Annotated in this window: 12 protein-coding genes; 3 read left to right on the top strand and 9 right to left on the bottom strand. The window is 61.7% G+C overall.

Going from position 1 to position 12,970, the window contains the following annotated elements; genetic code table 11:
- Positions 1-8: 8 nt before the first annotated feature.
- The 3 genes from V8359_RS04740 to gyrA are packed head-to-tail and all read right to left on the bottom strand — an operon-like array spanning position 9 to position 3,968.
- A complete protein-coding gene (locus V8359_RS04740) occupies positions 9-557 on the bottom strand; it encodes a CIA30 family protein (RefSeq protein WP_336427564.1) in 549 nt (182 codons plus the stop codon).
- 56 nt (positions 558-613) lie between these two features.
- Entirely contained in the window at positions 614-1,192 is a 579-nt protein-coding gene (locus tag V8359_RS04735) for a hypothetical protein (RefSeq protein ID WP_336427563.1), read from the bottom strand.
- 1 nt (position 1,193) lies between these two features.
- On the bottom strand, positions 1,194-3,968 hold the full coding sequence (gyrA, locus tag V8359_RS04730; RefSeq protein WP_336427562.1) for a DNA gyrase subunit A: 2,775 nt from the start codon (positions 3,966-3,968) through the stop codon (positions 1,194-1,196).
- 305 nt (positions 3,969-4,273) lie between these two features.
- Between gyrA and V8359_RS04725 the strand changes: the two genes are divergently transcribed.
- Positions 4,274-4,555, top strand: coding sequence for an usg protein (locus tag V8359_RS04725; RefSeq protein WP_336427561.1), 282 nt, complete (start codon positions 4,274-4,276; stop codon positions 4,553-4,555).
- Between the two features lie 184 nt (positions 4,556-4,739).
- Here V8359_RS04725 and V8359_RS04720 read toward each other — a convergent pair whose 3' ends face one another.
- On the bottom strand, positions 4,740-5,300 hold the full coding sequence (locus V8359_RS04720) for a YSC84-related protein (protein ID WP_336427560.1): 561 nt from the start codon (positions 5,298-5,300) through the stop codon (positions 4,740-4,742).
- A 141-nt stretch (positions 5,301-5,441) separates the two neighbouring features.
- On the bottom strand, positions 5,442-6,443 hold the full coding sequence (hemB, locus tag V8359_RS04715; protein WP_336427559.1) for a porphobilinogen synthase: 1,002 nt from the start codon (positions 6,441-6,443) through the stop codon (positions 5,442-5,444).
- A 134-nt stretch (positions 6,444-6,577) separates the two neighbouring features.
- Here hemB and V8359_RS04710 point away from each other — a divergent pair, with 134 nt between their 5' ends.
- Both V8359_RS04710 and mfd read left to right on the top strand, forming a co-directional pair.
- A complete protein-coding gene (locus tag V8359_RS04710; protein WP_336427558.1) occupies positions 6,578-7,105 on the top strand; it encodes a component of SufBCD complex in 528 nt (175 codons plus the stop codon).
- Between the two features lie 7 nt (positions 7,106-7,112).
- On the top strand, positions 7,113-10,568 hold the full coding sequence (mfd, locus tag V8359_RS04705; protein ID WP_336427557.1) for a transcription-repair coupling factor: 3,456 nt from the start codon (positions 7,113-7,115) through the stop codon (positions 10,566-10,568).
- A gap of 33 nt (positions 10,569-10,601) precedes the next feature.
- Here the strand turns inward: mfd and queF are convergent, their stop codons facing one another.
- From queF to queC, 4 genes are read right to left on the bottom strand one after another with little or no spacing between them, the layout of a single operon-like run.
- Positions 10,602-11,066 (bottom strand): preQ(1) synthase, encoded by a 465-nt coding sequence (gene queF / locus V8359_RS04700; RefSeq protein ID WP_336427556.1) that lies wholly within the window; start codon positions 11,064-11,066, stop codon positions 10,602-10,604.
- Between the two features lie 22 nt (positions 11,067-11,088).
- Positions 11,089-11,823: a 7-carboxy-7-deazaguanine synthase QueE gene (queE, locus tag V8359_RS04695; RefSeq protein ID WP_442970312.1), complete on the bottom strand. Its 735-nt coding sequence runs from the start codon at positions 11,821-11,823 to the stop codon at positions 11,089-11,091.
- Entirely contained in the window at positions 11,802-12,155 is a 354-nt protein-coding gene (gene queD, locus V8359_RS04690; RefSeq protein WP_336427554.1) for a 6-carboxytetrahydropterin synthase QueD, read from the bottom strand. The genes queE and queD overlap by 22 nt, the downstream gene beginning before the upstream one ends.
- A gap of 1 nt (position 12,156) precedes the next feature.
- Complete coding sequence (gene queC, locus V8359_RS04685) at positions 12,157-12,858, bottom strand: 7-cyano-7-deazaguanine synthase QueC (RefSeq protein WP_336427553.1); 702 nt, start codon at positions 12,856-12,858, stop codon at positions 12,157-12,159.
- Between the last annotated feature and the right edge of the window lie 112 nt (positions 12,859-12,970).

Here is a 12,970-nt window from a genome sequence, read left to right as displayed (position 1 = left end):
CGCGCAGTTCAGTCGATCGCGATGCGGGCCACCTCAAGTTCGGCGGTGAAATCGTGGCCATAGCCAGCAAGCCCGATGCCGGTCACGTCCTCGGGTGCGATGGTGGCGGGAAGCTCATCGCGGGAGGGCACGAAGCCCGAAAGTGGCAGCGTGATGTCGGCCCAGTCCGGACGCGTCGGAAAGAGCATCTTGTAATTGTGCCAAGGCCGGGTGCCACGGGCCGATTTCAATAGGACATGATAATCCTCGCCATTGCCGCGCACGGTGACGGTGAGGCCCTTGGCGTCACCGGGCAGGCCTGCGGGCAGATCGCGCCGGGCCTGTATGAAGCCACCGTTATGGGCTGTGCTGACGGTGCCGGTGAGATGCAGAACCGGATGGCCCTCGACTTCGTGAATGGTAACCTGGCCACCGGAGATGCCGCCCATGACGCCATCGGAGATGAAGCGCCATTGCGGCCCGGTGGCGGGGCCAAAATCTTCGAGCAAATCGGAAGTCACCTCATCGCTGCCCAAGGCTGCGGCGCTGAGGATACTTGCGAGGGTGCGGCTTGGCATGCTGAGCCTTTCGTCGCTTTTGCTGGCGTGGTGCGCACGCGGAGTCGGCTGTTGGGTTATCCGTTGGGAGTGATGAAGGCGCGACGTGTCGTGTCGAACTCTTCCAGCCCTTCGTTGATGGCGGGAAGCCGGCGGTTCACCAGATCGACCACAGCGCCCTGATGGCGCGAGAGCGAGGCGCCGGCCTCATGCGTCTCGGTCAAAAGCTCGGTCGCGCGCCCGAAATCCTGTGATTGGGCACGATAGGCGGCAGTCAGGTCGCGCGCGGCCGTGAAAAAGGCCAATGCCCCCTCGGCTTCGGAGGAGTTTTCGAGCCTCTGGATAGTGTCGATGGACTTGTCCGCGCTGCTGTTCATCTGAGTATCGCAGCTTTGAACTATTCGAAGTGCGATGGCGGGTTCGACATTCGGATTCTGAAATGTCCCGGTTGTCAGACCAACAAGCGAGTCGGTGCAGTCGCGCGAATAATTGTCGAGAGTCGTGATCCTTTCCACCACCCGGTTCGCGTCTGAAATGCGATCGTTCATCGCCTCGATCCGCCGGTTTTCCATCATCCTGTCATAGCGGTTATAAAGAAAGAAGGCGCCGAGGGCGAAGCTCACCAAAGCTAAGATGATGAAAGAGACAATACGCATGTCAGCCGTTCTGATCCTCGGGTCCGGACACGTTCGCGGTGTCGATGTCGTCCTCGTCGGCCTGTTCGGCAATCCAGGCAACGCTGACCACCTTTTCGCCCTTGCGGGTGTCGAAGACCTTTACGCCGCCCGCGTTGCGCGAGCGGAAGGAGATGCCCTGAACCGGGACGCGGATCGATTGACCGCGCGAGGTAGCGAGCATGATCTGATCATCAAGCTCGACCGGGAAAGAGGCGACAAGCGGGCCGCCCCGCATCGCCTTGTCCATCGCCATGACCCCCATGCCGCCGCGCCCGCGCAACGGATAATCATGCGATGAGCTGAGCTTGCCCGCGCCGCCCGAGGTGATCGTGAGGATGAGATTCTCGGCGGCGGACATCTCGGCATAGCGGGCCTGTGACAGGCTCGCGTTGGCATCGCCGCCTTCTTCATCTGACACATCAGCATCGTCCGCCAAGCCTGCCATTGCGCGACGCATTTTCAGATATGCGGCACGTTCGTCGGGGCTCGCTTCGAAGTGACGGATGATCGACATGGAGACGACGGTGTCATCCTTGGAAAGCCGGATGCCGCGCACGCCCACGGATGAGCGTGAATTGAACACACGCACATCGGTCGCGGGAAACCGAATGGCGCGGCCCGACTGTGTCACCAGCATCACGTCATCATCGTTCGAAGCGATGCGGGCGTTTATAAGCGTGGTGTCCGCATGTTCGCCCTCGAATTTCATCGCGATCTTACCGTTGGACTTCACATTTGTGAAATCGCTCAACTTGTTGCGGCGAACGGTTCCGGCGGAGGTGGCGAAGACGACCTGAAGATCGTCCCAATCGCTTTCGTCGCGGTCCACCGGCATGATCGCGGCCACGGAGACACCCACCGGGATCGGCAGGATGTTGACGATCGCCTTGCCTTTGGACGTGCGGCCCCCCTGTGGCAGGCGCCAAGTCTTGAGTTTGTAGACCATGCCATCGGTGGTGAAGAACAAAAGCTGTGTATGGGTGTTGGCCACGAAGAGGTTGGTGACGACATCCTCTTCCTTGGTCTGCATGCCCGAAAGCCCCTTGCCGCCGCGCTTCTGAGCGCGGAAATCGGTCAAGGCCGTGCGTTTGATATACCCGCCCGAGGTCACGGTGACGACCATATCCTCACGCTCGATCAGGTCCTCGTCTTCCATGTCGCCGGACCAGTCCACGATCTCGGTGCGGCGCGGCAGGGCGAAATTCGTCCGCACTTCGCGCAGCTCGTCGGCGATGATGTCCATGATCCGCTCGCGGCTGGCCAGGATGGCGAGGTATTCCTTGATCTTGCCGGCAAGCTCCTGAAGCTCGTCGGTGACTTCCTTGACGCCAAGCTGTGTCAGGCGTTGCAGACGCAGTTCGAGGATCGCGCGGGCCTGTGCCTCGGAGAGGTTGTAGGTGCCGTCATCGTTGGCCGTATGGGTCGGGTCGTCGATGAGCGCGATATATTCGAGGATGTCACCGGCGGGCCAGCGACGGGTCATAAGCTTTTTGCGGGCTTCCGCGGCGTCAGCGCTGGCGCGGATTGTGGCAACAACCTCGTCCACGTTTGATACCGCGACGGCGAGACCACAGAGAATGTGGCTACGTTCGCGGGCCTTGCGCAGTTCGAATGCGGTGCGCCGTGCGACTACCTCTTCGCGGAAGCCGATGAAGGCGGTCAGGAAGCCACGCAGTGTGAGTTGTTCGGGGCGACCGCCATTCAGGGCGAGCATGTTGCAGCCGAACGAGGTCTGCATGGGGGTGAAGCGGAAAAGCTGATTGAGAACGACTTCAGCGGTGGCGTCGCGTTTGAGTTCCACCACGACCCGCACGCCGGAGCGGTCGGATTCGTCCTGCACATGGGCAATGCCCTCGATCCGCTTTTCGCGTGCGGCCTCGGCGATACGCTCGATCATCGTGGCCTTGTTCACCTGATAGGGCACCTCGTCGATGACGATGGCCCAGCGATCCTTGCGCAGTTCCTCGACGCGGGTCTTGGCGCGGATGATGACGCTGCCGCGCCCTTCGAGATAGGCCTTTCGCGCACCGGAGCGCCCCAACATGATGCCGCCGGTGGGAAAATCCGGTCCGGGCACGTATTCGATCAAATCTTCGTTTTCGAGGTCCGGCGTGTCGATAAGGGCGAGCGTGGCATCCACCACCTCACCCAGATTGTGCGGCGGGATGTTGGTGGCCATGCCAACGGCGATACCCCCCGCGCCGTTGACCAGCATGTTGGGAAAGCGGGCGGGCAGAACCGTAGGCTCGCGGTCCTTGCCGTCGTAATTGTCCTGAAAGTCGACGGTATCTTTTTCGATATCGGCGAGCAGGAAGGCGGCGGGCTTGTCCATGCGCACCTCGGTATAGCGCATGGCCGCAGCGTTATCCCCGTCCATCGAGCCAAAATTGCCCTGACCATCAAGCAGGGGCAGGGACATAGAGAAATCCTGCGCCATGCGCACCAGCGCGTCGTAGATCGCACTGTCGCCGTGCGGGTGATACTTACCCATGACGTCGCCGACGGCCCGCGCCGATTTGCGATAGGGCTTGTCATGGGTATTGCCACCCTCGTGCATGGCATAAAGAATGCGCCGATGCACCGGTTTGAGCCCGTCGCGCAGATCGGGAATGGCGCGGCTCACGATCACGGACATGGCGTAATCGAGATAGGACGCCTTCATCTCATCGGAGATCGAGATAACGGGGCCGTCATACGCCGGGCGCTCGGGTGTGTTTTCTTCTGTATTTTCTGGTGGTTGCGGCGTATCGCTCACGTTGTCTGCCCGTTCTTGGTTCGCGGTCTATATTGTGTTTCACGGACTATATCAGAGCCGCGATACGGGGTGCAATGGGGCATCTTTCATGCCGCTAAAGCGGTTCGCCTTTGACCTGAGGCATCAGCGAAAGGCGAACCGCGTGCAACGTTTGAGTGTCGCGCTATGTTTCGCGAAAAGCTGTGAGGCAGGTTCTTCGTGGAACGCTTTAGCAGCCAGTCGGGAAGTTTGATAACAGGTTGTTTTTGTTGAAAAGTAATCTTTTTCTGCCAAGCTGAAAGAAGAGGCAGAAAAGGAGCAGGACAATGCCCGAAGAAACCCGGATGTCGGAAACGGAGATGATGCTCAAAGGATATGGGCTGACCACCGCGGAATTCTTCTATCGTATGCCCGACTACATTCACGTGCTCAACAGCTTTGTCTGGCAGGATTATGATCTGGCGCCGGACCATCCGAGACTTTTTGAATTCGTGGAATTCTGGCAGCGGGAGATAGATGGTCCGCTCCATTCGGTCAGCTTCACGCATCGCAAGCCCGTGGCGCCCGGAGAGTGGCGCAACCTGGTGGGTGAATTCACGCTGCACTGACCAGAGCGTTTCGCGAAAACACGAGTTACGGATTTTCGCGAAACGCCTTAAAGAAGAGGTCGCAAGCGTTTGAATTTGAACATTTTCAAGACCATTGAAAGCCTATCTTCGCGCTTTCAACGGTCCCGTAAATATGCATGCCGATACACGGCCGGAGCCTCCGACATTCGGTCGGTTTGCCGCCTCAGGGGATGATGCGCGTGTATTTCATACCTTCGAGCGAAACGCCCGCCAAAAGCCCAGCCTGACCGAAGATCACCGCGACGACGGGCGCTGTCGATGTGGTGGTTTCGGCGCGGATGTTTTCGCCCTGACCGCGGAACGCGTATTCGATATCGGCACCCGCAGCCCAGCCCGACGCGCGGCGGAACCCCGACAGGGCCTCATCGGTCATGAAGAAAAGCACATGCGCGAATTGCTGGGCCCCGATCTGAAGGCCGACGCTGCCTTTGGTGGCAGAGTAGTAGTCCACGGTGGTGTCGCCGATGCGCAGCGCACCGCGCCCATACCCGCCCCCAAGGCCGAAGCCAGCTTCGGTCACGAGGGGCATGACCAGCATACCGGTGGCTTTCTGGGAAAGGTCAACCGTACCGGGGTAGGTTGAATAAAGGTAATTGAGTGTTGTGTCGACGCGCGCGTCGATGCGTTGCGAGCCCTTGGAGCCGATGCCGTTGCCACATGCGGCCAGAAGCGGAGAAGCGGCGAGAGCGCCCAGCGTAAAACCGCGTCGGGAAAGATTTCTCATGATATATGCCTGTTTGTTGCCTGACTGCTGTCGGTTGTTCGGGCAACCGATCTGGACGCAGTATAGGGCCCCGTCCGCCATGTGTCACGCGGCTTTCCGCTGGTGGGCGGGATGCTGCTTTGAGGTGGGGTGAGGGCCTGCTCAGTTGCCCGCGAGGGTGCGGGCCACACGCGGGGCGAAATACGTGAGCACACCGTCGCAGCCGGCACGTTTGAACGCCATGAGGCTTTCCATCATGGCGCGGTCCCCGTCGATCCAGCCATTCTGGGTGGCGGCGGTGAGCATCGCGTATTCGCCTGACACCTGATAGGCGAATGTGGGCGCGGCGAAGGTGTCCTTGGCGCGGCGGCAGATGTCGAGATAGGGCATGCCGGGCTTGACCATGATCATGTCGGCACCTTCGGCGAGGTCGCGTTCGATACAGCGCAGGGCTTCGTCGGTATTGGCGGGGTCCATTTGATAGGTGCGTTTGTCACCCTTGAGCGCGCCGGAGGCGCCGACCGCATCGCGGAAGGGACCATAAAAGGCGGAGGCATATTTGGCGGCGTAGCTGAGCAACGTCACGTCATGATGGCCGGCCATTTCGAGGGCGCCCCGAATGGCCCCGATGCGCCCGTCCATCATGTCCGATGGGCCGATGATGTCGACACCGGCCTCGGCCTGTGACAGCGCCTGCCGCACAAGGGCCTCGACGGTTTCGTCATTGACGATACGCCCGTCCACCACGAAGCCGTCATGGCCGGTATCCGAATAGGGATCGAGCGCCACGTCGGTCATGATGGCGATGCCCGGCACAGCGGATTTGATGGCGCGGGTGGCGCGGTTTGACAGGTTGTCAGGGTTCCATGCTTCGGCACAATCAGCGGTGCGGTTTTCAGGCGAGGTATAAGGAAAGAGGCAGATGGCCGGAATGCCAAGGGCATCGGCCTCGCGCGCGGCCTCGACGGCGCGATCGACGCTGAGCCGGTTGACGCCGGGCATCGACGGCACGGGTTCCTCAATGTTTTCGCCCTCGCGCACGAAAACGGGCCATATGAGGTCACCCGGTGTCAGCGTGTTTTCCCGCACCAGATCGCGCAGCGCGGGGGTTGCGCGGGTGCGGCGCAGGCGGGTGGCGGGAAAGGGGCTTTGGGTCGGGCGCATGAGATGGGTCTCGATCGTGGTGATGCCGGGTGTCTTGGCACGATAATTTCATCACCTCAAGGGTAGGAATTGCCGCAGAGCGGCGCTAAGACGGGCCCCTGAGGCGAGGCTCAGAGGCAATCCGGGGCAGTGATTTGGACTGGTACAGCACAGTTTTCGAGATGATCGACATGCGCAGTTTCTCGAACCTGTGGTTCTGGATCGCGCTTGCCGTGATGTGGTCCACGGTCAATCACTGGGTTCTGGGCGTGCCATGGGACATGATCCTGAGGGCGCGGCGCGATGATGGCGAGGCGCGGCACGACATGCAGGATCTGGTGCGGATCAACGTGAATCGCATCCTCTATATCTCGGATGAGACTGGGGTACTTCTGACCGGGTTCGTATTTTTCCTGCTGACCGGGTTGGCGCTTTTGGGGTTTGTCTATGACCGGGAATTCGCGCAGGCGCTTTTCCTGATGGGGTTGCCGCTTTCGATCGTGGGGGCGGTTGTGACCCGCACGGCACGGATCATCCGACGCGACAGCCTTCAGGGCGATCCATTGATCAAGCGGCTTAGACGCCACAGGATGATCACGCAAATCATTGGTGTCATTTCGATATTCGTGACCGCGATGTGGGGCATGCTTCAGAATTTCACATCCTCTGCGCTTGGTGGGTGAGGCGATCATGACGACGGGTGACAAGATCATCGTGGGCGGCGCACCCGAGGGGTTCGATGCCAAGCTGATCCTGAACGAAGTGGCACGGTCCGAGGGGCCGGTGTGCCACGTCGCACGCGATGACAAGCGGATGGTGGCGACCACGGCCGCGCTCAGGTTCTTTGCGCCGGATATGCCGGTGATCACATTTCCGGGTTGGGATTGCCTGCCATATGATCGGGTATCGCCCAATGCCGACATCGCGGCGACGCGGATGGCGACGCTGGCGGGTCTTGTGCATGGCGGGCCGGAGCGGTTCGTGCTTTTGACCACGCTCAATGCGGCGACGCAGAGGGTGCCTGCGCGTGATGTTCTGCGCGAGGCGGCGTTTTCGGCGCAAGTGGATCGGCAGATCAACGAGGATGCCTTGCGCGCGTTTCTCGTGCGGATGGGCTTTGTTCAGGCCCCGACTGTGACCGAACCCGGCGATTATGCCATCCGGGGCGGGATCATCGACATCTATCCACCGGGAGAGAGCGGGCCTGTGCGGCTCGATCTTTTCGGGGATGTTCTGGACGGGGTGCGCCGGTTCGATCCGGCCACGCAGCGCACGGTGGCCAAGCTTGACGCGATTGAGCTTGCACCGGTGAGCGAGGTGATTCTCGACGATGCGGCGATCACGCGGTTTCGGCAGAATTACCGGATCGAATTTGGCGCCGCGGGCACCGACGATCCGCTTTACGAGGCGGTGAGCGCCGGACGCAAGCATCAGGGCATCGAACATTGGCTGCCGTTTTTTCATGACCGGCTTGAGACGCTCTTTGACTATCTTCCGGGGGCGACCGTCACCATGGACGACCAGAGCGGCGCGATGCGCGACGCGCGCTGGACCAGCGTCGTGGATCAATACGAAACGCGGTTGCACGCATTGAAGACCAAGGGCCGCGACGACACGATCTACAAGCCCGTGCCGCCTGAGCAGCTTTACCTTGATGACGCGGCATGGGAGGCAGCGCTTGAAGGGCGTCGAACGCTTGCATTTTCGCCGTTGCCGCGAGCGCCCGGACCGGGGATCATCGACGCGGGCGCGCGGGTCGGGCGCAATTTTGCACCAGAGAGACAACAGGAAAATCTCAATCTTTTTGAGGTTTTGAAAACTCATGTTGATGCGAGAATGGAACGGGGGCCTGTGGTTCTGGCCGCCTATTCCGAAGGCGCCCGCGAGCGGCTGGAGGGTCTTGTCGAGGATGAGGGCCTTTTGGGTGCGGTCAGTGTGACGGACGCCACGCGACTGGGCAAGCGGGGGCTTCACCTGACGGTCTGGGCGCTTGAGCACGGGTTCGAGACGGCGGACCTGACGGTGATTTCCGAGCAGGATATCCTTGGCGATCGGCTTATCCGGGCCCCCAAGGCGCGGCGGAGGGCCGAGAATTTCCTGACCGAGGCCCAGAGCCTGTCGCCCGGCGATCTGGTGGTGCATGTGGATCACGGCATCGGCCGCTATCACGGGATGGAGGTGGTCACCGCGGCGGGTGCGGCGCATGAATGCCTCGTGCTGGAATATGCCGAGAGTGCGCGGCTTTACCTGCCGGTCGAGAATATCGAGTTGCTGAGCCGCTATGGCCATGAAGAGGGTCTTCTGGACAAGCTTGGCGGTGGCGCGTGGCAGGCCAAGAAGGCCAAGCTCAAGGAGCGGATCCGCGAGATGGCCGACCGGCTGATCCGGGTGGCGGCGGAGCGCGCGTTGAGAACAGCGCCGGTGCTGGAGGCCGAGCACCACGCGTGGGAGGCTTTTTCCGCGCGCTTCCCCTATCAGGAGACCGACGACCAGCTGCGCGCCATCGAGGACGTGATGGCCGATCTGGAATCCGGCACGCCGATGGACCGGCTGATCTGTGGCGACGTTGGCTTTGGTAAGACCGAGGTGGCGATGCGCGCGGCCTTTGTCGCGGCGATGCAAGGCCAGCAGGTGGCGGTGATCGCGCCCACGACCCTTCTGGCGCGGCAGCACTATCAGAGCTTTGCCGAGCGATTTCGCGGATTTCCAATTTCGGCCGCGCCGCTGTCACGCTTTGTGTCAAGCGGTCAGGCGACCAAGACGCGCGAAGGAATGGCCAAGGGGCAGGTGGACATCGTGGTGGGCACCCATGCGCTTTTGGCCAAGAGCGTGCGGTTCAAGAATCTCGGGCTTCTGATCGTGGACGAGGAGCAACGCTTTGGCGTGAGTCACAAGGAGCGGCTCAAGCAGATGCGGTCGGATGTGCATGTTCTGACCCTGACCGCCACGCCGATCCCGCGAACCCTGCAACTGAGCTTGTCGGGGGTGCGCGACCTGTCGATCATCGGCACGCCGCCGGTGGACCGCCTGTCGATCCGCACCTATGTCAGCGAATTCGATACGGTGACGATCCGTGAGGCGCTTCTGCGGGAGCATTACCGTGGCGGGCAAAGTTTTTATGTGGTGCCGCGGATCAGCGACCTGCCGGAAATCGAGGCATTCCTCAAGACGCAGGTGCCCGAGGTCAGTTACGTGGTCGCGCATGGCCAGATGGCAGCCGGGCAGCTCGATGACCGGATGAACGCGTTTTACGACGGAAAATACGATGTGCTTCTGGCGACGACCATCGTGGAATCCGGCCTTGATATTCCCCGGGCCAACACGATGGTGGTGCATCGCGCCGACATGTTCGGCCTGTCGCAACTCTATCAGATCCGGGGCCGTGTCGGGCGTTCGAAGCTCAGGGCCTATGCTTATCTTACAACGAAACCGCGCATGAAGCTGAGCCCGAGCGCCGAGAAACGGCTCCGGGTTTTGGGGTCGCTCGATACGCTTGGGGCGGGGTTCACGCTGGCGTCTCAAGACCTCGATATCCGGGGGGCGGGCAATCTTTTGGGCGAAGAGCAGTCGGGGCAGATGCGCGACGTGGGGTATGAACTCTATCAGTCGATGCTGGAAGAGGCGATTGCCAAGATCAAGGCGGGCGAGCTTGAAGGTCTGAGCGAATCAGATGAGCAATGGGCGCCGCAGATCAATCTGGGTGTGCCGGTTCTGATCCCTGAGGATTACGTGCCCGATCTTGATGTCAGGCTGGGATTGTATCGCCGCCTCAGTGGGTTGGACACGAAAGTTGAACTGGAAGGTTTTGCCGCCGAACTGATCGACCGGTTCGGCAAGCTGCCCAAGGAGGTCAACATGCTGATGCTGATCGTGCGCATCAAGGGCATGTGCAAGAAGGCGGGGATCGCCAAGCTTGACGGTGGGCCCAAAGGCGCGACGATCCAGTTTCACAATGACAAGTTTGCCTCGCCTCAGGGGCTTGTGGAATTCGTGCAGGCGCAGGACGGGTTGGCCAAGATCAAGGACAACAAGATCGTCGTGCGGCGCGATTGGCGCAAGGAAAGCGACAAGATCAAGGGGGCCTTCGCCATCGCCCGCGATCTGGCCGAGAAGGTTGTGGCCGAGAAGAAGCGCAAGAAGGGCTGAGAGCCGCCGGTCAGGGCAAAAGGCGTTCGCGCCTCAGCCGCGACCGCGATAGGGCGGAACGCCCTGATCCGGTATCCAGACGCCTTCGGGGATGGGGCCGGTTTGCCAGAAGACGTCGATCGGGATGCCGCCGCGCGGATACCAGTAGCCGCCGATGCGCAGCCACTCAGGCGCGAGAAACTCGACCAACCGCCGGGCGATCGAGATCGTGCAATCCTCGTGGAAGGCGCCGTGATTGCGGAACGAGCCGAGGTAGAGCTTGAGCGATTTGCTTTCGATCAACCAGTCGCCCGGAACGTAGTCGATCACCAGATGAGCGAAATCGGGCTGTCCGGTCATCGGGCAGAGCGAGGTGAATTCGGGTGCGGTGAAGCGCACGTTATAGGCCACGTCAGCCTGTGGATTCGCGACCCGCTCAAGCTCGGCTGTGGCGGGATCGGAGGGCAGGGCGGTCTGCCCGCCAAGCTGCTTGAGGTTCGCATAGATGCCGTCGGTCATGTGATGTCTCCTGTTGGCGGGGTCAGACGCCGCGCTGATTTCCCCAGATCAGAACGTGAAGCTGTGGCAGGACGCGGGCACGGAACCAGCCATCACCGGTGACACGCTCCACAAGCCAGCGCAGCCGGTCAGTGGCGGCCGTGAGATCAACCGGGACGGCCGGGTCCACCTGTGGATTGCCCGGTTGCAGATAGAGCGGCAGGTCGGGATGACGTTCCGCGACGCGTCTTGCCCAGTCGTAATCCGCCTCGTCGAAGATCACGATCTTGAGCACGGTGCTGCTGGCCGCTGTGCCGGCGGTGACGCAATCGGAAAAGGTGTCCCAGTTGACGGTTTCCCCGCTTGAGGGCGGTTTCGGGCTGAGAACGAGCGTATCGAGGGCGCCGAACCATGATCGCGCGACCGAACCTTGCGTTTCACAGGCGAAGCGGTATCCCCGCGCCTGTCCGAGGGCGATCACCGGGGCAAAATCCTGAATCGCGGGATTGCCGCCGGAGATCGACACGGTAAGCGGGCGGCCATCCGAGAGGCGTTCGACCTCGGCCCAGACGGCTTCGGGGGTCATCGCGGCCCAGTCGTGGCGATGCCGGCTTTCGACCGCATGAAGGCTGTCGCACCAACTGCATCGGTAGTCGCAGCCGCCAGCGCGGATGAACACCGTGGGTTCACCGATCAGGGCGCCTTCGCCCTGAATGGTCGGTCCGAAGATTTCGGCAATGCGGAGCACGGGCGGTGTCATGGTCGATACTCGGCCCATGTCTTGGGTGTTTCGGAGACACGCACGGCGGTGGTCTCGGGCCAGCGGGCGCCGCACCAGTCAAAAAAATGGCGGGCCAGATTCTCGGCGGTGGTCGGGGTGTCGAGCACATCTTCGAGGTGGCGGTGATCGAACCGGGTGTCGATATAGTCCTTGAGCGCCGCCAGCTCGTGATAATCGCGCACGAAGCCGTCCGCATTGAGCGTGGACGCCGCCAACTCGACCACCACGACGTAATTATGCCCGTGAAGCCGGGCGCATTGATGATCGGGCGGCAGATGTGTGAGTTGATGAGAGGCGGAGAAGTGGAACTCCTTGGTGATCCGGTACATTTCAGGCCCCCGCATGCGCGTTTGTGGCGGTGCGCCAGAAGTCGGGATCGGCATAGGTGGTCGGGTCCGGGATGCCGGCGAGGTGGAAGGCCTCGCGGCGTTCGACGCAGGTGCCGCAGCGCCCGCAATGCAGCGCGCCGCCCTTGTAGCAGGACCATGTCTCGGCCAAGGGTGTTCCCGCTTCGGCGCCTGCGGCCACGATCCCGGCCTTGTCGGTCGACACGAAAGGCGCGTGCAGGGCGATGTCGGCATAGCCATCAAGCGCCGCGCGCTGCATCGCGCCGAAGCGGTCGATGAATGCTGGTCGGCAATCAGGATAGATGAAATGGTCGCCGCCGTGGACTGCAAGTGCGACGGCGTTGTCACCGCGCGCCGCCGCGATGCCGAAGGCGATGGTGAGCATGATGGCGTTGCGGTTGGGCACGACGGTGAGCGCCATGCTGTCTTCGGCATAGTGGCCATCGGGCACGTCTATGTCGTCAGTCAGGGCCGAGCCGGTGAGGGCCGCGCCCACCGCGCGCATGTCGACGATATGGTGCGGAACCGCGAGGCGACGGGCGCAGGCGGTGGCGAAGTCGAGTTCCTTGCGGTGCCGTTGATCGTAGTCGAAAGAAACGAGCCGGGTGAGCGTGCCGTCGCGATACGTGATATGCGCGAGCGACACGGAATCGAGCCCGCCCGAGCAGATGAGAGCTGTCTTCATGTCTTGTGTCCTTGTTTTTTAGACCGGGTAGGCTGCGACCGGTGGGTGGCGCGTAGCAATTCGCGCGACGCCGCGCAAGAGAGCGGCGGTTTGAATGTCTCCGGGATCAGGC

The organism is Roseovarius sp. E0-M6 (assembly GCF_037083845.1).
GTDB lineage: Bacteria > Pseudomonadota > Alphaproteobacteria > Rhodobacterales > Rhodobacteraceae > Roseovarius.
The sequence above is the reverse complement of the archived record's forward strand: the minus strand, read 5'-3'. Positions and strand labels throughout refer to the sequence as shown.